The sequence below is a fragment of the Agrococcus sp. UYP10 genome, from assembly GCF_040547205.1.
Classification (GTDB): Bacteria; Actinomycetota; Actinomycetes; order Actinomycetales; family Microbacteriaceae; genus Agrococcus; species Agrococcus jenensis.
On record NZ_JBEPPG010000001.1, the window covers coordinates 1766465 to 1786200 of the forward strand.

The following is a 19736-nucleotide window of genomic DNA, read 5'->3' on the forward strand; positions in this document are numbered from 1 at the left end:
CGTCTACAGCACCGCGACCGCGGTCGCCCGCCAGTGGTGGTCGAGCCCCTCGAGCCGGATCGCGACCGCCCGCGACCGGCCCGCGGCCCGCACGACGACCGCGCCCTCGACCACCCCGTCGGCGGCGTGGCACGCGCGCACGGTGCGGATCGCGAACTCCGGCACCGACCGGTCGCGCAGGCCCGCGCGCGTGCGACGCGCGGTGAGCGCCCGCCGCGCGAGCTGGTCGTAGGTCGGCTCGGTCACCCAGCGCGCGATCTGCTGCACGTCGCGCACGCCCAGCAGGATCTCGATCACGCTCGTCGCCAGGTTCTCGAGCAGCGAGACCGGGTCGGGCAGCCCTTCCGAGGAGCACGGCTGGAAGTCGAAGAACTCCTCCGCGTCCACCGACGTCATCCGCTGTCGCGTCACTGCGCCGCCCCCTCGCATCCGGTGCCTGCCCGGACGGCGCTCCGCGTTGGCGACGCCCTGTGCGGGAGAACCTAGACCCATCCGCGAAGGTGAGGGGATGGGCATGTCGCGCCTGTGGAGAACCCCGCGCGGCGGCGTCCGAGCCCTCGGTACATTCGCCGATGTGCGCTTCGACGACCTGTTCGACGACCTCGAGAGCCAGCTCGAGGCGGAGCTCGGGGCGGAGCGCCGCGACCTCGAGGCCGAGGAGGAGCGCTTCCGCATCGGGAGGCTCGAGCTGCGCGACCGCATCGCCGCGGCGCCCCGGCAGCTCGACCTGACGCTGCGCGGCGGCGACCGCCTCCGGCTGCGGCGCATGGCCCTCGGCCGCGACTGGCTCAACGGCATCGTGCTCGAGGGCGCGCCGGCCGAGACCGGCGCGCTCGTGCCGCTGCACGCGATCGAGAGCATCGGGGTCGACGCCGACGCTGCGGCCGCGTCGCTGCGGGCGGCGCCGGCCGGCGACCTGCAGGCGCGGCTGAGCTTCGCGTTCGCGCTGCGCGACCTCGCCCGCCGGCGAGTGTCGGTGATCCTCGAGGGGGCGATGCCGGCCGCCGGCACGATCGACCGCGTCGGTCGCGATCACCTCGACCTCGCCGAGCACGAGCCGGGCACACCGCCGCGGCTCGGCACCGTGCGGTCCTGGCGGATCGTGCCCTTCTCGTCGTTCGACTGGGTGCGCGTGGCCTGACCGGCGCGTCCGCGCGACGGGGGCGTCAGCGGTCGCCGAAGAGGTCGGCGATGCTCGCCGCCTGCGCCTGCCGCCAGAGGCCCCGTCGGCGTTCGAGCTCGAGGGCGCGCTCGACCCACGACTGCACCTCGTCGTCGGCGACGCGCCACGCGCCGCGCACGCGGAGCCCGCGCAGCTCACCCGATTCGAGCAGCTCCACCACCTCGGCAGGTGTGATGCCGAGCACGTCGGCGACGTCGGCGACGGCGAGGAATCGTCGTGCTTCGTACTCCATGGCCCCATTCTGAGCCAGTCCGGGTCGGCGCGAGCGGAGCCTGTGGAGAACTGCTGCGACCCACCGCGGCGACCTGCGAGCGTGGTGCGTGACGAGGAGGTCCGCATGGCAGCGCGCCGCACCTGGATGGATCCGAGGCTCGCGATCGGCGTCGTGCTGGTGCTCGCGTCGCTCGCAGGCGTCTGGCTCGTCGTGCAGCAGTCGTCGCGCACCGAGGCGGGCTGGTCTGCCACCCGTACGCTGCTGCCGGGCGAGACGATCGCCGCCGGCGACGTGCAGCAGGTCGCGGTGCGGATGCCGCAGTCGCAGGAGCGCTACCTCGACGGCTCGGTCGACCCGCTCGGGCTGGTCGTCGCGGCGACGGTCGGCGAGGGCGAGGTCCTGCCGCTGCGGGCCGTCGGGCAGGCGGCGAGCGCGGACCGCGCGGCCGTCGTCATCGACGTCGACGGCGCGCTGCCGCGCGCCATCCGCGCGGGCGCGCTCGTCGACGTCTGGACGGCACCGCCCACCGACGAGGGATTCGCGGCGCCGAGCGTGCTCGTCGACGACGCGATCGTCGTCGGCGTGCTCGAGGACGAGGGGCTGCTCGCGTCGGCGGGCCGGCAGCTCGAGCTGCTCGTGCCGCTCGACCAGACCGCGCCGCTGCTCGAGGCGGTGTCCAACGAGCACGCGCTGAGCGTCGTGCCGCTCGCGCAGCCGGTGGGCTCGCCGTGATCGGCATCGCCGTCTCCGCACCGCTCGAGCGCGAGGACGCGATCGTGCGCGAGGCCGCGCGGCACGGCCACCGCGTCGTGGTGCGCGCGGCGACCGCCGACGACCTCGTCGAGCGGCTCGCCGTCCGGGGCGCCGACGCGGAGCCGCGCATCGACCTCGTGCTCGTCGTCGCCGACGCCCGGCACGCGAGCAGGCGGCTCGTCGACTCGTGCGACGAGCGCGGCCTGCGGCTCGTCGCGCTCGCCGACGACGCGGGGGAGCGCGCCCGGGCGCAGACGCTCGGCCTCGACGCCGTCGCGTGGGCCGACGGCTTCGAGGCGGTCGAGGCGGCGGTGGCCCCGACCGCGGGCGCGGAGCCGCCGGACGAGCGGTCCCGCGGCCGGGTGGTCGTCGTCTGGGGGCCCGCGGGCGCGCCGGGGCGCACGACCGCGGCGATCGCGCTCGCCGCAGAGCTCGCCGCGCTCGGCCGCCGCGTCGCGCTCGTCGACGCCGACACCACGAGCGCCGCGGTGGCCCCGGCGCTCGGGCTGCTCGACGAGTCGCCCGGGTTCGCGGCGGCGGCGCGGCTCGCGCGTGCGGGCAGCCTCACCGTCGACGAGCTCGACCGCATCGCGCAGCTCGTGCAGACGACGGGCGGCGTCGTGCGCGTGCTGACCGGCATCGGGCGGGCGAGCCGCTGGTCCGAGCTCGGCGGCGATCGCGTCACCGAGGTGCTCGCACGATGCCGGGACTGGGCCGAGACGACCGTGGTCGACGTGGCTGCGAGCCTCGAGCGCGACGAGGAGATCTCGAGCGACCTCTTCGCGCCGCGGCGCCACGCCGCGACGATCGCGGCCCTCGAGGCGGCCGACGACGTGGTCGCGGTCGCGGGCGGCGACCCCGTCGCAGTGGCGCGCCTCGTGCGCGCGCTGCCCGAGCTCCGCGAGCTCGCCCCGCAGGCGCGCGTGCGCATCGTGGTGAACAAGGTGCGGCCGGGTGCGACGGGCGTGGCGCCCGAGCGGGCGGTGCACGAGACGCTGCGGCGGCTGGCGCAGGTCACGCCGGAGGCGTGCTGGCCGTTCGACGGGCGGGCGGCCGACGCCGCGCTGCTCGAGGGCCGGCCGCTGCTCGACGTCGCGGGCCGGTCGCGGCTGCGGCGGCGCGTGCAGGAGCTCGCCGTCGCGCTGCTGCCGCAGCCGGCGCCGAGCAGGGCGTCACTGCGCGCGGCGGAGCGGCCGCGCCGCATCTGGCGGGCAGCGCTCCGCTGAGCATCTGCCGCCAAGGGCCCGCGGTAGGCTGACCCGGTGACGAGCCTGACGTCGATCGCCGAGCGCTACGGTCTCCTGCGATCGCAGGACGTCCTGTGGCTGCACCGCCTCGTGGCCGACTTCCAGCTGCTGGCCGACCTCGCGATCGGCGACATCGTGCTCTGGCTGCCGACGGGCGACGACGACGGCTACATCGCGGTCCAGCACGCGCGGCCCGCGGGTGCCGCGACCCTCTTCTACCGCGACATCGTGGGCCAGCCGGTGCGCAACTCGTGGCGAGAGCAGGTCGGCCGCGCCTACGAGGAGGGCGTCTCGCTCGACGCCGACTCGCCCGAGTGGGGCGTCGAGACCGACGCGAAGGTCAAGGCGTTCCCGGTGCGTCGCCGCGAGGCCGAGCCGTCCACCGCGCTCGTGGAGCGCCCGATCGCCGTCATCACCCGGCACGCGAACCACGCCGACACCCGCAGCGCGGGCAGGCAGGAACGCACCTTCCGGGAGTGCGCGGGGGAGCTGTTCCGGATGATCGCCGACGGCGACTTCCCGGACCAGGCGGCCCCGAGCGGTCCGCGCCGCGGCGCGGCCCGCGCATCCGACGGCCTCATCCGCCTCGACCAGGCAGGCATGGTCACCTTCGCGAGCCCCAACGCGCTGTCGGCGTTCACCCGGCTCGGGTTCCGAGGCGAGCTCGAGGGGGAGTCGCTGGCCGAGATCACGACCGACCTCATCGACGAGTCGCACGAGGTCGACGAGGCGCTGCCGCTCGTCGTCACGGGGCGGGCGCCGTGGCGGACCGACATCGAGACGCGCTCCGTGACCCTGTCGCTGCGCGCGGTGCCGCTGCGGAGCCGCGCGACGCGGCTCGGCGCGATCGTGCTCGTGCGCGACGTCACCGACATGCGCATGCAGGAGCAGACGCTCATCACCAAGGACGCGACGATCCGCGAGATCCACCACCGCGTCAAGAACAACCTCCAGACCGTCGCCGCGCTGCTGCGCATCCAGTCGCGCCGCACGAAGAGCGTCGAGGCGCGCACCGCCCTGCAGGATGCCGAGCGGCGCGTCTCGTCGATCGCCGTCGTGCACGACACGCTCTCGGAAGGGCTGAGCCAGTCGGTCGACTTCGACGCCGTCTTCGACCGGTCGATGAAGCTCACCTCGGAGCTCGCGTCGATCCATGGCGCGCAGGTCCGGACCGAGCGCGTGGGCTCGTTCGGCGTGCTGCCGAGCGGCTACGCGACGCCGCTCGCGCTCGCGCTCACCGAGCTTGTCACGAACGCCGTCGAGCACGGGCTCGTCGGCAGGCAGGACGGGCTCGTGCGCATCACCGCCGACCGCGCCGATGGCTGGCTCACGGTGCAGGTGTGCGACAACGGCGCGGGCCTGCCGCCCGGGCGCGTGGGCTCGGGCCTGGGCACGCAGATCGTCAAGACGCTCGTGACGGGCGAGCTCTCGGGCACGATCGACTGGGGCGCGCGTGCGGTCGAGGGTACCGAGGTGACCGTGAAGGTGCCGATCTCGTACATCCGCGAGGACGACGAGGTCTAGCCGAGTCGGCCCATCCGGCCGGACACGCAGAAGCGGGGCCGCCTTCCGGCGACCCCGCTCGAATCCGTGGTGCTGCTCAGCCTGCGCGGCGGGCGCGTGCGGCGCGACGCTTGAGCGCGCGGCGCTCGTCCTCAGAGAGGCCGCCCCACACGCCGGAGTCCTGGCTGGTCTCGAGTGCGTACTGCAGGCACATCTCGGTCACCGGGCACGTCGCGCAGACGGCCTTCGCCTTCTCGATCTGCTCGAGCGCTGGTCCGGTGTTGCCCACCGGGAAGAACAGCTCGGGGTCCACCGTGAGGCAGGCAGCGTCATCACGCCAATCCATACATGTGCTCCTTGTACATTGGAGGGGGGAGGTCGCGCTTCGCGAGGCAGTCGCGGCGCGGAAGTCTTCGGGCGCTGCAGCACTGCTTGCCCAAGGTCCTATGGTTTCACAGCGCCCCCAGAGAGGCAAGGGTTTCTTCGTGAGCGAACTCTCCGAGGGGCGTCCGAGGACGGCCACGTGGGTCGGCGCGATCCTGCTCGTCGAGGCGCTCGGCATGCTCGCCGTCGCCGTCTGGCTCGCGATCGCAGCGCTCGGCGATCCGCTCGAGCACATCGCCGGCGGGCTCTTCCTCGCCGTGCTCGCCGCGGGCTCGGCTGCCTTCCTCATGGCCGCCGGTCGCGCCATGCTCGACGGCCGCGCGTGGTCGCGGAGCGCCACCATCGTCTGGCAGGTGCTGCAGCTGGGCGTCGCCCTCGGCACCTACGACGGCGGTGAGGGGCCGGTGCCGCTCGCGCTCGTGCTCGCCGCGCTCTCGATCGCGGGACTCGCGCTCGTGCTGCGCGCCAGCGTCACCGGTTGGCTGCGCCGCGAGCCGTGATCCGCCTCAGGCGCTGAAGGCGAGCCGCTTGTCGAGCATCTCGAGGTGGCCCTTGGCGCGCGTGTTGTAGAACGCGTGGGTGATGACGCCGTCCTCGTCGAGCACGAAGGTCGAGCGGCGCACGCCCTCGACGATGCGGCCGTAGCTGTTCTTCTCACCGAACGTGCCCCACGCGCGATGCACGGTCAGGTCGGCGTCGCTCAGCAGCGGGAACGGCAGCGCGTCGAGGTCGCTCGCGCGCGCGAGCTTCTCGACGCTGTCGCGCGAGATGCCCAGCACCGCGTAGCCGTGGCGGCCGAGGTCGGGCAGCGCGTCGCGGAAGTCGCAGGCCTGCTGCTTGCAGGCCGACGTGAGCGCCTCCGGGTAGAAGTAGACGATCACCCGCCGGCCGCGCAGCGAGGCGAGCGACACGGGCTCTCCGTGCTGGTCGTGGAGGGTGAAGTCGGGTGCGGGCATGCCGGGCTCGAGGTGCGTCATCGCCTCCATCCAACCAGCGTCTGCGGGCTCCAGCCGACCGATCTCGGTCCCGGCTCGCGTCAAGCGCCCGGAGCGTGCTACGCTTGATCCTCGGTGGAGACACCTTGCACCTCTAGCTCAATTGGCAGAGCAGTTGACTCTTAATCAATCGGTTCCCGGTTCGAGTCCGGGGGGGTGTACCGAAGCGAAGGGCCCCGGGCCGGTGGAGATCACCGGCACGGGGCCCTTCCGCTTGCGCCGGGACGCGAGCGCGAGCGGAATATCCGCCGCGGTGACCCGCTTGCACCCATCATGCGCGCCATCAGCTACTCCCGGTCCGGTCCCTCGTCGGTGCTCCAGCTCTCCGACCGCGAGCCAGGCGTGCCCGGCCCGGACGAGGTGCGGGTCCGCATCGCCGTCTCGGGCGTCAACCCGACGGACTGGAAGGCCCGCGCGGGCAATCGGCCCCTCGAGCTCGACGAGATCGTCCCGAACCAGGATGGCGCCGGCATCGTCGACGCCGTCGGCTCGGAGGTCGAGGAGCTGCAGGTCGGCGACCGCGTCTGGCTCTTCCTCGCCGCGCATCAGCGCCCGACCGGGACGGCGCAGGAGCTGACGGTCGTGCCGGCGAGTCGCGTCGTCCGCCTGCCCGACGGCATCGGCTTCGACGTCGCCGCGAGCCTCGGCGTCCCGGCGATGACCGCGCACCGCGCGCTCACCGTGCACGAGCTCGGCCCGGCGCGACTCGCGCCCGGCACCCTCGACGGCCGCGTGGTGCTGGTGCAGGGCGGAGCGGGCGCCGTCGGTCACGCCGCGATCCAGCTGGCGGTCTGGGCGGGCGCGACGGTGATCGCCACGGTCAGCAGCGACGAGAAGGCCGGGCTCGCCCGTGCAGCGGGCGCCCACCACGTGCTGCAGTACCCGGCCGACGACCTCGCCGGCGAGGTGCTCGCCATCGCTCCCGGCGGCGTCGACCACGTCGTCGAGGTCGCGCCTGCGCAGAACGCCGCGCTCGACGTCGCGGTGCTCGCCAACCACGGCAGCATCGCCTACTACGCCAACAACAACGGCGAGGAGTTCACCGCTCCGATCATGGCGAGCTTCGCGAAGAACGCCCGCTGGCAGGGGCTGCTGCTCTACACCGTCGGGCCCGAGGCGCTCGCCGTGGCTGCGGAGGACATCACGTCCGCGCTCGAGGCCGGCGCGCTGCCGGTGGGCGCAGACGCCGGGCTGCCGCTGACGTGGTTCCCGCTCGAGGACACCGCAGCCGCGCACGATGCCGTCGAGCAGGGCGTCACCGGCAAGGTGCTCATCCGCGTCGCGGACGACCTGCGCTGAGGCGCCCGGCGGGCGACGAGGCGATCAGCGCGGGCAGTCGCAGCCCGCTTGACCGAGCAGCTGGCGCTGCTCGGTGTAGCTCTGCAGCACCGCCGCCCGCACGGGCGCCGGCGTCCGGTAGAGCCAGCGCACGCGCAGCGCGACGCCGAGCCGCAGCAGGCTGCTGCCCCAGAAGAGGTCGACGACGATCGCGAGCAGGCCGAGGAGGCCGACGATCGAGGTGAGCGAGGGCACGAAGGTGCCGTTCATCACCCGCGTCACGAAGAGGCTGACCGCCAGCGCGGCGCCCGCGCCGAGCAGGATGCCGACCCACCGCGGCCGCGCCCGGCGGGCGGCGTCGGCGAGCTCGAGCGCGGCGAGCCGCTCGGTCCTGTCGGCGACCTCGTGCGCGAGCTCGTGCTCCAGGCGCTCCTCGGCGGCGAGCCGGCCGATGCGCGCGGCCTTCTGCACCTGCGACTCGTAGAGCGCTTCACTCACTGCGGACTCCGATCTGGATGCGGCCCGGACCACCGTAGCCGTCGCAGGTGTCCGGCTGTCAGAGGATGCGCTCCCACGTGCCGTCGAGCAGCATCAGCACGATCGGCTCGCCGTGCTCGTCGCGGACCGCCAGCCGCACGTAGGTGAGCGCCTCCATCGCGACGACGCGGTCGAGCTGCACGCCCGGGTCCTCTGCCCACGAGCGCAGGCTCGTGTGGTCGGTCGCGACGGCGGCGAGCTCGAGCAGGATGCGAGCGATGTCCTCTTCCGCGAAGACGGAGCGCTCGGCCGAGTCGTAGTCCACGTTCGAAGAATAGTGGGGTACAAACGTTCGGTCACAATCGGCGCGGTCGGCGCGTCATCGCCACCCGCCGCCGCGCTACTGGCGGTACGAGGCCAGGAAGCTGCCGATGCGCTGCACGGCGTCGTCGAGATCCCGCTTCCACGGCAGCGTCACGATCCGGAAGTGGTCGTTCGTCGGCCAGTTGAAGCCCGTGCCGTGGGTGACGAGGATCTTCTCCTGCCGCAGCAGGTCGAGCGCGAACTGCGCGTCGTCGTGGATCTCGTGCACCTCCGGGTCGAGGCGCGGGAACGCGTAGAGCGCACCCTTCGGCGTCACGACGCTCACGCCAGGGATGCGGTTCAGCCCCTGCACCGCGGCGTCGCGCTGCTCGAGCAGGCGGCCGCCGGGCAGGATGAGGTCCTCGATCGACTGGTGGCCGCCGAGCGCGACCTGGATGCCGTACTGCGCCGGCACGTTCGGGCACAGGCGGGTCGAGGCCAGCAGCGTGAGGCCCTCGAGGAAGCCCTTCGCGTGCTCCTTCGGTCCCGTGATCGCGAGCCACGCGGCGCGGAAGCCGGCCGCGCGGTACGTCTTCGAGAGGCCGTTGTAGGTCAGCACGAGGAGGTCCGGCGCGAGGGTCGCGATCGAGGTGTGCTCCGCGCCGTCGTAGAGGATCCGGTCGTAGATCTCGTCGGCGAGCAGCAGCAGCGAGTGCTTGCGCGCGAGGTCGACGATGCCCTGCAGCACCTCGCGCGAGTAGACCGCGCCGGTCGGGTTGTTGGGGTTGATGACGACGAGCGCCTTCGTGCGCGGCGTGATCTTCGCCTCGATGTCGGCGAGGTCGGGCGCCCAGTCGGTGTCCTCGTCGCACAGGTAGTGGATGGGCGTGCCGCCGCCGAGCGACGTCATGGCCGTCCAGAGCGGATAGTCGGGCGCGGGGATGAGCACCTCGTCGCCCGCGTCGAGGAGCGCCTGCATCGTCATGGTGATGAGCTCGGAGACGCCGTTGCCGAGGTAGACGTCGTCGACGGTGAGCCGCGGGAAGTCGTCGACGTCCTCGTAGCGGGTCACGACCGCGCGTCGGGCGGAGAGGATGCCCTTCGAGTCGGAGTAGCCCTCGGCGAGCGGCAGGTTCGCGATCATGTCCTGCACGATCGTGTCGGGCGTCTCGAAGCCGAACGGCGCCGGGTTGCCGATGTTGAGCTTGAGGATGCGGTGCCCCTCGGCCTCGAGCCGCGCGGCCTCGGCGGCCACCGGGCCGCGGATCTCGTAGAGGACGTGCTTGAGCTTCGAGGACTGATCGAGGGACTTGAGCGCCATTGCACCATGCTAGGCGGGCGCCCGCGGGCCACTCGGCCGGGCGTGGCCCGCTCCGGGCGGATCGCCGCTCAGGCGGGCAGCTGCAGCAGCCCGCCGGCGGAGCGCGTCGTCGCCGCGGCGACGGCCATCGCCCGCTCGAGCGGCCCGGCCCATCCGCGCGCGCGACCGCCCTCGAGCACCGAGGCCGCGAGCGAGGCGAGCACGCTGTCGCCGGCGCCGATGGTGTCGACGATCGGCGCGTCGAGCTGCGGCACGGATGCGTCGACCCGGCCGCCGTCGGTGAAGACCGTCGCGCCCGCCGCGCCGCGCGTGACCGCGACCGCGCCGGCGCCCGCGGCGACGAGCCGGGCGGCGGTCGCGTCGGCATCGGCGCCGTAGACGAGCTCGGCGTCCTCGTCGCTCAGCTTCACGAGCAGCGCGCGCGAGGCGAGCAGGTCGATGCCCGCGGCGAAGCGCCGGGTCGCGCCGGGCTCTCGGAGGTAGGCGGGGCGGGCGTTCGGGTCGAGCATGAGCCGCTCGCGGGAGCGGGGGAGCGCGGCGAGCGGGGCGACCTGCGCCTCGAGCTCCAGCGCGAGGCACGAGACGAGCACGAGCGGCGCGGCCTCGAGGGTGTCCTCGTGGCCGTCCAGCTCGACGAAGCGGCTCGTGCCGGCCTCGTTGAACTCGTAGCGCATCGTGCCGCCGTCCCGCACGGCGGTCGCGACGGCGGTGCCGCGGGGCGCCGCGGTCGCGACGAGCTCGACGCCGTGCGCGGCGCAGTGCGCGCGCACCTGGGCGCCGGGCGCGTCGTCGCCGACCATCGCGATGAGGCGGGCGGGCACGCCGAGCCGGGCGAGCCCGACGGCGACGTTGAGCGCGGCCCCGCCGACGATCGAGGCGCCATCCACCTCGTCGACGAGCGCGTCGCCGATGACGACGACGCGGTCGCTCACTTGCCCTTCGCCGCCTTCTTCAGCTTGCGCTCGAGCTCGTCCTGGCGGATGCCGTCCTCGCGCTGCGCGACCGCTCCGACCGCGAGCGCCACGCCGATGATCCAGCTGGCCCAGAGCAGGCCGAGCCGCCAGTCGCGCGGCCCCTGCCGCGTCGCCTTCACCACCGGCAGCGCGCTCGTGAGCGAGCCGATGACACCCATGTTGAACAGGTACTTGCGCATTGTGCCTCCTCGTCGCGATCAACCTACCGGCGGCGACTGGACGGCGCCTCTCGCAGGGAGTGGCCGGTCATCCTGACCGATCGGTCGACTTCTGACCGATCGGTCAGTATGCTGATCACTCGTGACCACTCGCGACACCCTCGTCCAGGCCGCGCTCGAGCGCTTCGCCCGGTACGGCTACCTCGGCAGCTCGATCCAGCAGGTCGCGGCGGACGTCGGCACCTCGAAGTCGTCGGTGCTCTACCACTTCGACTCGAAGGAGGCGCTGCTCGAGGCCGCGATGGCACCGGCGCTCGACGCGCTGACGCAGATCATCGACGCGCTGCCGGGCCTGCGCGACGACAAGGTCGCAGCTGCCCCGGCGCTCGTGACCGGCTTCGTCGACACGCTCCTGCAGCACAGCGCCGCGGTCTCGATCTTCATCAGCCAGCGCGGCGCGCTGCAGGAGGTGCCCGTCATCCAGCGCGGCAACGAGCTCGTCGACGCCATCGCCGGCACGCTGATCGCCGAGGCGCCCTCGACGCGCGCGCTCACGCGGCTCTCGATCGGCCTCGCCGGCGTCGCGTTCATCCTCGGTGAGGCGCTGCAGGAGACGCGCGACCACCCGGACCCCGCCGAGATGCGCGAGGTGCTCATCGAGACGCTGCTCGAGCTCTGCCTGCCCGCGGCCGCGTGCACCCCGGCGACGCTGCAGGAGGTGGACGCCTGATGGCCACCTGGCTCTCCCGCGTCGGCGCCGCCTCCATGCGCCGCGCCTGGCTCGTCATCGTCGCCTGGGCAGCGATCCTCGGCGGCGTGCTGGGCGGCGCCCTCGCGCTCGGTCCGAACATGCAGGAGTCCTTCGCGATCCCGGGCACCGAGTCGCAGGAGGCGCTCGACCACCTCGGCAGCGTGTTCCCGCAGGTCGCGGGCTCGAGCGTGCAGGTGGTCTACCGCGCACCCGACGGCGAGTCCGTCGAGCAGCACCGGGACGCCATCGAGCAGCAGGCGACCGACATCGACGCCATCGACGACGTCGCGAGCGTCGTGCAGCCCTGGAGCGAGTTCGCGGCCGAGCAGATCTCCGACGACGGCCGCTTCGCCTACACGCAGGTGCAGTTCGAGCCGCAGGGCTCCGGCAGCACGCCCGCCGGGCTCGACGCGCTCGTCGCCACCGCGGATGCCGCCCGCGCCGACGGCCTGACGGTCGAGTTCGGCGGCCAGGCGTTCCAGGCCACGAGCGTGCCGATCTCATGGGTCGAGGGGCTCGGCGTCATCTTCGCCGGCGTCGTGCTGTTCGTGACCTTCTGGTCGTTCCTCGCCGCGGGCCTGCCGCTGCTGACCGCGCTCATCGGCGTCGGCATCACGATGGGCGGCGTGCTCGGCGCCTCGGCGCTCGTCACGGTCTCGAACTCGGCGCCGCTCATGGCGCTCATGATCGGGCTCGCGGTTGGCATCGACTACGCGCTCTTCATCCTGTCGAAGCACCGCACGCAGCTCGCGCGCGGCATGGGCGTCATCGAGTCGGGCTCGCTCGCGGTCGGCACCGCCGGCACCGCCGTCGTCTTCGCCGGGCTCACGGTCGTGATCGCGCTCGTCGGGCTCCTCATCGTCGGCATCCCGTTCCTGTCGGTCATGGGCATCGGCGCCGCGGCCTCGGTCGCGATCGCCGTCGCAGCCGCTGCCACGCTGCTGCCGGCGATCATGGCGCTGCTGGGCGAGCGGCTGCGGCCGAAGGCCGGCAGCCGCGCTGCCCGGCTCGCGGAGCGCGACGTCGACACGGCGCCGACGCTCGGGATGCGCTGGGTCACCGGCATCACGAAGCGCCCCGTGCTCGCCATCGTCGGCGTGCTCGCGATCATCGGCGTCGCCGCCGTGCCGGCCGCGAGCCTCGAGCTCGCGCTGCCCGACAACGGCCGCGAGGCGCGCGGCAGCACGCAGCGCATGGCCTACGACATGCTGCAGGAGGGCTTCGGCGAGGGCACGACCGGCCCGCTCGTCGTGATGGCCGACATCACGCAGGTGACCGACATCCTCGGCGTCCTCGATGAGATCTCCGCCGACCTCGAGCAGATCCCGGGCGTCGACCGCATCGGCAGCGCCTTCCCCGACGAGACGGCCGACACCGCGATCATCCAGGTGATCGCCGAGACCGGCCCCACCGACCACGCGACGGCCGAGCTCGTGCGCGCCATCCGCGCCGCCGCCCCCGAGATCGAGGCGGAGCACGACACCCCGATCGCCGTCACCGGTGCGACCGCCGTGCAGATCGACGTGTCGCAGCGCCTGCAGGACGCGCTGCTGCCGTTCGGCATCGTCGTCGTCACACTCGCGGTCGTGCTGCTGCTGCTCGTCTTCCGCTCGATCCTCGTGCCGATCACCGCCGCGATCGGCTTCGTGCTCTCGGTGCTCGCCGCCTTCGGCACCGTCGTCGCGGTGATGCAGTGGGGCTGGGGCGCCGAGCTGCTGCACGTCGAGCCGGGGCCGATCCTCTCGTTCATGCCGGTGCTGCTCATGGCGGTGCTGTTCGGCCTCGCGATGGACTACCAGGTGTTCCTCGTCTCGGGCATGCGCGAGGCGCACGCCCACGGGCACAGCGCCGTGAGCGCCGTGCGGCACGGCTTCGCGGCCAACGCGCGCGTCGTGACGGCCGCGGCGCTCATCATGTTCCTCGTCTTCTTCGCCTTCGTGCCGGAGGGCATGGCGATGATCAAGGCCATCGCGCTCGGCCTCGCGGTCGGCGTGGCCGTCGACGCCTTCCTCGTGCGCATGACCCTCATCCCGGCGGTCATGACGCTGCTGGGCGAGCGCGCCTGGTGGCTGCCGCGCCGGCTCGACCGCGCGATGCCCGACATGGACGTCGAGGGCGAGAGCCTCGGGCGGCACCGCGCGGCGCTCGCCTGGGCGGCAGATGCCGGCGGCCACCTCGCGCTCGACCGGCTGCGGCCGGCGATCGACCACGAGCCCGGCGCCGCGTCCTGGACCGTCACCGCGCCGCGCGGCGCGGTCGTGCGCCTCGGCGCCCCGTTCGCAGACCGGCAGCGGCTCGTGCACGCGCTGCTCGGCGACATCCCGGCTCGCGGGAGCGCGCACCTCGGTGGTGCTGCCCTCCCCGGCGACGTCGGCGCGCTCCGCGCCCGGATCGGGCTCGTCGACCTCGACCTCGTCGGCGTCGGCGAGCGCGGGGAGACCGCGCTCGAGGCGGCGCGCGGTGCGCTCGCGCTCCGCTCGCCGTTCGCGGCGGCGCCCGTGCTCGACCGCCGCGCCGCGGCGCTCGTCGCGCGCGCGGCCACGGCGGCCGGCACCCCGATCGACCCGGCCGCGCCGCTCTCGCGGCTCGCACCGATCGAGCGCGCCGCGGTGCTGCTCGCGATCGCGCTGGAGCGCGGCCCGAGCCTGCTGTGGATCGACGCCGCGAGCGGTGCCCCCGCGGGTGCCGCCCGCGTCGCCGCGCGGCTCGCGGGGGCCGACGTGACGATCGTCACGAGCGAGCCGTCGCCCGAGGCGCACGCCCGGGCCGCGATCGACCTCGCACCCGCGGACGCCGCCGAGGAGGACGCGCACGACGCGGCCGCGGCCGACGCACACGACACGGATCCCGCCGCCGATGCGCCCACCGAGGCGCTCGCGACGGCCGGAGCAGACACGGGAGCAGACCGATGACCACCGCGCTCAGGAAGGCCGTCGCACTGACGGCCGCCGCCGCCACCCCCTTCGCCATCGCGGCCTTCGCCGCCTGGTCGATGGGCCCGGCCGCAGACGGCGACCGGGACGTGCCAGCCGCGGTCGTGAACCTCGACGAGCTGCTCACCACCACCGCGGCCGACGGCACCGAGACCACGATGTTCGCCGGCCGCCAGGTCGTCACCGACCTCGTGGCCGACGACACCGACGGCTTCGACTTCCGCATCCTGAACGAGGAGGATGCGGCGGCGGCGCTCGCGGACGGCACCGTGCACGCGGTGGTCACGATCCCCGCCGACTTCTCGCGACGCGTCACGAGCCTGCAGGGCGACGACCCGCAGCAGGCCGGCGTGCGCATCGTCACGGATGCGTCGGCCGACGGCCTCGCCACGAGCCTCGCGAGCGAGACCGGCGAGTCGATCGTCGCCTCCTTCGGCGACCGCGTGACGACCGGCTTCATCTCCGGCATCTACGGCGGCATGGGCACGCTCGCCGAGCAGCTCGGCACGGCCGCCGACGGCGCGGATGCGCTGGGCGCGGGCGGCACGGAGCTCGCGACCGGGCTCGACGAGCTCGCGGGCGGCATCGACCAGCTCGCCGACGGCGCGGGCGGCGCGCAGGACGGCGCGGCGCAGCTCGCGACCGGCGCCGACCAGCTCGCCGACGGCCTCGGCACCGCCGCTGGCGGCATCTCGGGGCTCGCGGACGGCAGCGCGGCGCTCAGCAGCGGCGTGGCCGACTACACCGCGGGCGTCGACCGCTTCGCCGGCGGCGTGCAGCAGGCGGCCGCGCAGCTCGACGCGGGGCTCGCCGGCGCCGCGGAGGCGGGCGGCATCGGCCGGCTCGAGTCGTCGCTCGACGCCTCGTCGGGCGCAGCGGCGCAGCTCGTGCAGCTGCTCGAGGCCGACCCCACCGACCCCGCCGCGCTCGAGGTCGCGCGGCAGCTCTCGGGCGGTCTCGGCCAGCTCAGCCAGCAGGACATCAGCGGCCAGCTCACGGAGGGGCTGCGCCAGGCGACCGCACCGCTGGCGCAGCTCTCGAGCGGCGCGACGGCGATCGTCGCCGCAGGCCCGCAGGTGCGCGACGGCGCCGCCCAGCTCGCGGACGGCGCGGCGCAGCTCGACGCCGGCTTCGGCGCATCCGTCACGGGCGCCCGGCAGCTCGCCGACGGCACGGGCGAGCTCGGCGACGGCCTCGGCGAGCTCGAGTCCGGCGCGGTGCAGCTCGCAGCGGGCGCCCGCTCGGCCGAGTCCGGTGCGACGCAGCTCGGCGACGGCGCGACCGAGCTGGGCGACGGGCTCCGCGAGGGCGTCGCGGCGCTGCCGCAGCTGAGCGACGACGAGCTCGACGACCTGTCGGCGGTCGCCACGAACCCGGTCGGGTTCGACCTCGACGAGCAGCGCGCGCTCCCGAGCGGCGAGGCGCGCGTCGCGTCGCTCGCGGTGCCGATCGGGCTCTGGCTCGGCGCGCTCGTCCTCGTGCTCGTGCTCGCCCGGTCGGCTCGCCGCATCGCGGCGTCCGCCGAGTCCGACGGCCGGGTGCTCGCGACCATGCTCATCCGCTCGTCGTGGGTGGTCGCGCTGCAGGCACTGCTCGCGACGGTCGTGGTGCACGGGATCGGCGGCGTGGCGTGGTCGTCGGCACCGCTGACGCTCGCCGTGGCGCTGCTGTTCGGCGCCGTGGCGACGGTGCTGCACCTCGCGCTCGTCGCGTGGCTCGGTGCCGGGGGCGGCATCGTGTCGGTGGTGCTGCTCGGCCTGCAGGCGGTCGCCGCTGGCGGCATCGTGCCGCGCGACGTGCTCGGGCAGGGGTTCGAGGCGGTCGCGCCGGTGCTGCCGATGACGCCGGCGGTGGATGCGCTCGTCGCCATCGCGGCCGGCACCGGCGGCGCAGGCGGCGCGGTGGCGATGCTCGTGCTGTGGCTCGGCGTCGGCCTGCTCGCCGCGTACCTCGCGCTCCGCGGCGCGCGGCGACGGGCGACGGGGGAGCGCATCCGCGCCCTCGAGACCCTCGCCCCGACGCCGGCGTAGCGCGGCGGCGCCGTCGGGTGCGCCGGCCGCGAGGGGCCGGCGCACAGGCACTTGACAGGAAACGGACTGCGGAGTTCGATAACGGTGTCCGCGAAACCGCGCGCGCCCGCCGGCAGCCTGTGCCGGCATCGCCCTCCCGCCTCGGCGCATCCGCCGGGCGATCGGCACCGCATCCCACCGATTCCGACGAAGGAGTCCCGTGCGCACCACCTACCGCGTCCTCGCCTACCTCATCTGCGCGCTCGTCGCGCTGCAGGCCGCCTCGCATGCCTGGGCATCCGCCGGCATCGCGCTCTTCCTCGCGGAGGGCGGCACCGTCGACTTCGCCGCCGAGGGACCGCCGCCGTTCCCGGAGGCGCTCGGCCTCATGATCCACGGGATGAACGGCATGTACGCGATCCCGATCGTGGCGCTCGCGCTGCTCGTCGTGGCCTTCCTCGCGAAGATCCCCGGCGGGGTGATGCGCGCCGCGATCGTGCTCGTGCTCGTCGTGCTGCAGGTGACGCTGGGACTGCTCGGCCACGAGCTCACCGCGCTCGCCTTCCTGCACGGCGTGAACGCGATCGCCCTGTTCGGCGTCGCGTTCTGGGCGGGCATGCGCGCCGGGGGACGCCACACCGGCGTCCAGGCGCGATCCACCGTCGGTGTCGCCTGACCCCGAGCCCTCGCAGCGCCGCGCGCGGCACCGCCCCGGTGCCGGCTCGGATCGGCCGGCTCATCCTGACCGGCCAGGCCACCCGGACCGGCCTGGCCACCCGGGTCGGCCGGCGCGGCGCCTCGCCCGGCTCGTCGGCATCCTCGCCGCGGCGGCGCTCGTGGTCGCGGTCGGCGCCGCCTGGTGGTCGAGCCTGCGGCCCGACACCTACTCGGCGATGGCGATGGGCGTCGCCGACCCCGGCGGCGGTCCGGTCGTGGCGGGGGAGGGCGGCCACGGCCACGAACCGGGCGCGGCAGCAGCGGTCGACCTGACGACGCTCGTCGCCGACCCCGCGCGCGCCGCCGACGTGCGCGTCGAGCTCGTCGCGCGCGCAGAGCGCATCACGCTGCCCGGCGGCGAGCAGGTCGACGCCTTCACGCTCAACGGGTCGACGCCCGGCCCGGAGATCCGCGCGCGGCAGGGGCAGCTCGTCGAGGTGGTGCTCCGCAACGAGTCGGTCGCCGCCGGCACGACGCTGCACTGGCACGGCGTCGACGTGCCCGCCGCCATGGATGGCGTCGCGGGCGTGACGCAGGACGCGGTGCCGCCCGGCGGCAGCTTCACGTACCGCTTCGTCGCCGAGGACGCGGGCAGCTACTGGTACCACGCGCACCAGGTGTCGCACGCGCAGGTGCTCGGCGGGCTCTTCGGCGCGCTCGTCGTCGACCCGGCGGAGCCGGCCGCCCACGACGTCGACGTGGTCGCGCTGCTGCACACCTACCCCGGCACCTCCCGCACGATCGACGGCGTCTCCGGTGACATCGCGCGCGATGCCGAGCCGGGCGCGGTGGTGCGCGTGCGCGTCGTCAACACCGACAACGCGCCGACGGTCGTGTGGGTCACGGGCGCCGGGTTCCGGCTGCTCGCGATCGACGGCACCGACGTGCACGAGCCGACCGACGTCGAGGGCCGCAAGGTCGCGGTCACCGCCGGCGGCCGCGTCGACCTCGAGGTGCGGGTGCCGAGCGGCGGCGCGCGCGTGCAGGCGCCGGGCGTCTCCCTCGCGCTCGGGACGGCCGCGCCCCCCGCGGCCCCTGCGCCCGCCGAGGCGCTCGATCCGCTCGCCTACGGCTCACCCGCCCCGCTCGGCTTCGACCCGGCCGCGGCCGACCGCGACTTCGCCTACGACATCGGCCGCTTCCCGGGGTTCCTGAACGGGGTCCCCGGCATCTGGTGGACGATCAACGGGCGGATGGGCGGCGACGTCCCGGCGTACCGCGTGGCGGAGGGCGACGTGGTGACGATGCGCATCACGAACGGCAGCGGCGAGGTGCACCCGATGCACCTGCACGGGCACCACGTCGTCGTGCTCTCGCGCGACGGCGTGCCCGCATCCGGCAGCCCCTGGTGGGTCGACTCGCTCGACGTCGGGCACGGCGAGACGTACGAGGTCGCCTTCGTCGCCGACAACCCGGGCATCTGGATGGACCACTGCCGCACGCTGCCGCACGCCGTCGAGGGGCTCATGACGCACGTGATGTACGAGGGTGTCTCGACCCCGTTCCTGCTCGGCGGCGGCTCGGGCAACGCCCCCGAGTAGCCCCTGCGCTGGTCGAGCCGCTCCGCGCGCGCCGCGCGCTGAGCGAGTCGAGACCGACCGCTCCCGCTAGGGCCGCGCCTCCGCGTCGGCGCCCTCATCGGCGGGCGCGTTCTGGCCCAGGTGCTCGCGCGCGAACTCGAGCGTCTCGACGAGGAGCCGCAGCCGGTCGCGCTCCGAGCGCGCGTGCCGCGTCTTGATCTCGGCGATGACCTGCCCGGTCCACTGCTGCGCGGCGAGCATCTGCAGCACCTCGGCGACCGGCTCGTTGCCGTGGCCGGGGATGAGGTGCTCGTCGAAGACCTTGTCCTCGTCGGCCGCGACGCCGTCCGTCAGGTGCAGGTGCCGCAGCCGGTCGCCGAGGTCGAGCGCGAGCTCCATCGAGTCGCGGCGGGCGAGCGCGCAGTGCGAGAAGTCGAGGGTCGCGTGGTCGACGTCCATCTCGCTCGGGTCGATGCCGGGCAGGTACGCCTGACGGTCCGCTCCGCCCATCGACCACGGGAACATGTTCTCGACCGCGACCTCGATGCCGTGCTTCTGCTCGGTCTGCCGCACCGCATCCGTGAAGGTGCTCGCGTACTTGCCCTGCCACCGGAAGGGCGGATGCACCACCACGGTGGGCGCGCCGACCGACACCGCGAGCGCGGCCGAGCGGTCGAGCTTCACGAACGGGTCGCGGCCCCAGACGAAGGTCGTGAGCAGCACGACCGGCGCGTGGATCGCCATGATCGGCTGCTGGTAGCGCTCCGAGAGCTCGAGCAGCTTCTCGGGGCTGCGGGTCTTGGCGTCGGTGGTCACCATCACCTCGACGCCGTCGTACCCGGCTTCGTGCGCGAGCCGGAACCCGTCCTCGACCCCCTTGGGGAAGACGGAGATCGTGCTGAGGCCGACCTGGATCATGCCGACGACGCTAGACCCTCCAGCCTGGACGACGCGCATCCGCGCGCCGGTCCGCCGGACGGCGCGCCCGATCTGACATGTCCGTGCGGCGTAGGATC

Annotated in this window: 21 protein-coding genes and 1 tRNA gene; 12 read left to right on the top strand and 10 right to left on the bottom strand. The window is 74.3% G+C overall.

Going from position 1 to position 19736, the window contains the following annotated elements:
- Window positions 1-3: 3 nt before the first annotated feature.
- Window positions 4-396, bottom strand: a complete 393-nt coding sequence (locus ABIB37_RS08700; RefSeq protein ID WP_354259286.1) for an Rv3235 family protein — start codon at window positions 394-396, stop codon at window positions 4-6.
- Between the two features lie 118 nt (window positions 397-514).
- Here ABIB37_RS08700 and ABIB37_RS08705 point away from each other — a divergent pair, with 118 nt between their 5' ends.
- Window positions 515-1141, top strand: a complete 627-nt coding sequence (locus ABIB37_RS08705; protein ID WP_354259289.1) for a hypothetical protein — start codon at window positions 515-517, stop codon at window positions 1139-1141.
- 25 nt (window positions 1142-1166) lie between these two features.
- Here the strand turns inward: ABIB37_RS08705 and ABIB37_RS08710 are convergent, their stop codons facing one another.
- Complete coding sequence (locus ABIB37_RS08710; RefSeq protein ID WP_354259292.1) at window positions 1167-1415, bottom strand: helix-turn-helix domain-containing protein; 249 nt, start codon at window positions 1413-1415, stop codon at window positions 1167-1169.
- 105 nt (window positions 1416-1520) lie between these two features.
- Between ABIB37_RS08710 and ABIB37_RS08715 the strand changes: the two genes are divergently transcribed.
- Genes ABIB37_RS08715 through ABIB37_RS08725 form a run of 3 tightly spaced genes read left to right on the top strand, consistent with a single transcriptional unit; the run spans window position 1521 to window position 4921 of the window.
- A complete protein-coding gene (locus tag ABIB37_RS08715; RefSeq protein ID WP_354259295.1) occupies window positions 1521-2129 on the top strand; it encodes a hypothetical protein in 609 nt (202 codons plus the stop codon).
- Window positions 2126-3376: a CpaE/TadZ family protein gene (locus ABIB37_RS08720; protein ID WP_354259298.1), complete on the top strand. Its 1251-nt coding sequence runs from the start codon at window positions 2126-2128 to the stop codon at window positions 3374-3376. The genes ABIB37_RS08715 and ABIB37_RS08720 overlap by 4 nt, the downstream gene beginning before the upstream one ends.
- Window positions 3377-3412: 36 nt before the next feature.
- Window positions 3413-4921, top strand: coding sequence for a sensor histidine kinase (locus ABIB37_RS08725; RefSeq protein ID WP_354259300.1), 1509 nt, complete (start codon window positions 3413-3415; stop codon window positions 4919-4921).
- Window positions 4922-4997: 76 nt separating this feature from the next.
- Here ABIB37_RS08725 and ABIB37_RS08730 read toward each other — a convergent pair whose 3' ends face one another.
- Entirely contained in the window at window positions 4998-5246 is a 249-nt protein-coding gene (locus ABIB37_RS08730; protein ID WP_021010012.1) for a WhiB family transcriptional regulator, read from the bottom strand.
- Window positions 5247-5385: 139 nt separating this feature from the next.
- Between ABIB37_RS08730 and ABIB37_RS08735 the strand changes: the two genes are divergently transcribed.
- Complete coding sequence (locus ABIB37_RS08735; RefSeq protein ID WP_354259305.1) at window positions 5386-5784, top strand: hypothetical protein; 399 nt, start codon at window positions 5386-5388, stop codon at window positions 5782-5784.
- 6 nt (window positions 5785-5790) lie between these two features.
- Here ABIB37_RS08735 and bcp read toward each other — a convergent pair whose 3' ends face one another.
- Entirely contained in the window at window positions 5791-6261 is a 471-nt protein-coding gene (gene bcp, locus ABIB37_RS08740) for a thioredoxin-dependent thiol peroxidase (protein ID WP_354259308.1), read from the bottom strand.
- Between the two features lie 106 nt (window positions 6262-6367).
- Between bcp and ABIB37_RS08745 the strand changes: the two genes are divergently transcribed.
- Window positions 6368-6440, top strand: a tRNA-Lys gene (locus ABIB37_RS08745).
- A gap of 112 nt (window positions 6441-6552) precedes the next feature.
- A complete protein-coding gene (locus ABIB37_RS08750) occupies window positions 6553-7578 on the top strand; it encodes an NADPH:quinone reductase (RefSeq protein WP_354259311.1) in 1026 nt (341 codons plus the stop codon).
- Window positions 7579-7602: 24 nt separating this feature from the next.
- On the opposite strand, the gene ABIB37_RS08755 is transcribed toward ABIB37_RS08750, so the two are convergent.
- The 5 genes from ABIB37_RS08755 to ABIB37_RS08775 form a co-directional block, all read right to left on the bottom strand.
- Window positions 7603-8055, bottom strand: coding sequence for a hypothetical protein (locus ABIB37_RS08755; RefSeq protein WP_354259314.1), 453 nt, complete (start codon window positions 8053-8055; stop codon window positions 7603-7605).
- Window positions 8056-8113: 58 nt separating this feature from the next.
- The gene (locus tag ABIB37_RS08760; RefSeq protein ID WP_354259316.1) at window positions 8114-8359 is read right to left on the bottom strand and encodes a hypothetical protein; all 246 of its coding nucleotides are present in this window, start codon (window positions 8357-8359) and stop codon (window positions 8114-8116) included.
- Between the two features lie 75 nt (window positions 8360-8434).
- Window positions 8435-9658 carry a pyridoxal phosphate-dependent aminotransferase gene (locus tag ABIB37_RS08765; RefSeq protein ID WP_123695975.1) on the bottom strand — a complete coding sequence of 408 codons (1224 nt, stop codon included), beginning with the start codon at window positions 9656-9658 and terminating at the stop codon, window positions 8435-8437.
- A 68-nt stretch (window positions 9659-9726) separates the two neighbouring features.
- Window positions 9727-10590, bottom strand: coding sequence for a PfkB family carbohydrate kinase (locus ABIB37_RS08770; protein WP_354259319.1), 864 nt, complete (start codon window positions 10588-10590; stop codon window positions 9727-9729).
- Window positions 10587-10811 carry a hypothetical protein gene (locus ABIB37_RS08775; protein ID WP_170165468.1) on the bottom strand — a complete coding sequence of 75 codons (225 nt, stop codon included), beginning with the start codon at window positions 10809-10811 and terminating at the stop codon, window positions 10587-10589. The genes ABIB37_RS08770 and ABIB37_RS08775 overlap by 4 nt, the downstream gene beginning before the upstream one ends.
- Window positions 10812-10932: 121 nt before the next feature.
- Here ABIB37_RS08775 and ABIB37_RS08780 point away from each other — a divergent pair, with 121 nt between their 5' ends.
- From ABIB37_RS08780 to ABIB37_RS08800, 5 genes are all read left to right on the top strand, one after another.
- The gene (locus ABIB37_RS08780) at window positions 10933-11520 is read left to right on the top strand and encodes a TetR/AcrR family transcriptional regulator (protein ID WP_354259322.1); all 588 of its coding nucleotides are present in this window, start codon (window positions 10933-10935) and stop codon (window positions 11518-11520) included.
- On the top strand, window positions 11520-14453 hold the full coding sequence (locus ABIB37_RS08785) for an MMPL family transporter (protein WP_354259325.1): 2934 nt from the start codon (window positions 11520-11522) through the stop codon (window positions 14451-14453). Before ABIB37_RS08780 ends, ABIB37_RS08785 begins: the two co-directional genes overlap by 1 nt.
- Window positions 14450-16504: a hypothetical protein gene (locus ABIB37_RS08790; RefSeq protein WP_354259328.1), complete on the top strand. Its 2055-nt coding sequence runs from the start codon at window positions 14450-14452 to the stop codon at window positions 16502-16504. The genes ABIB37_RS08785 and ABIB37_RS08790 overlap by 4 nt, the downstream gene beginning before the upstream one ends.
- Before the next feature lie 199 nt (window positions 16505-16703).
- Complete coding sequence (locus ABIB37_RS08795; RefSeq protein ID WP_354259331.1) at window positions 16704-17159, top strand: hypothetical protein; 456 nt, start codon at window positions 16704-16706, stop codon at window positions 17157-17159.
- Window positions 17149-18741 (top strand): multicopper oxidase family protein, encoded by a 1593-nt coding sequence (locus tag ABIB37_RS08800; protein WP_354259334.1) that lies wholly within the window; start codon window positions 17149-17151, stop codon window positions 18739-18741. The genes ABIB37_RS08795 and ABIB37_RS08800 overlap by 11 nt, the downstream gene beginning before the upstream one ends.
- A 66-nt stretch (window positions 18742-18807) precedes the next feature.
- Here the strand turns inward: ABIB37_RS08800 and ABIB37_RS08805 are convergent, their stop codons facing one another.
- Entirely contained in the window at window positions 18808-19638 is an 831-nt protein-coding gene (locus tag ABIB37_RS08805) for a sugar phosphate isomerase/epimerase family protein (protein ID WP_354259337.1), read from the bottom strand.
- Window positions 19639-19736 lie beyond the last annotated feature (98 nt).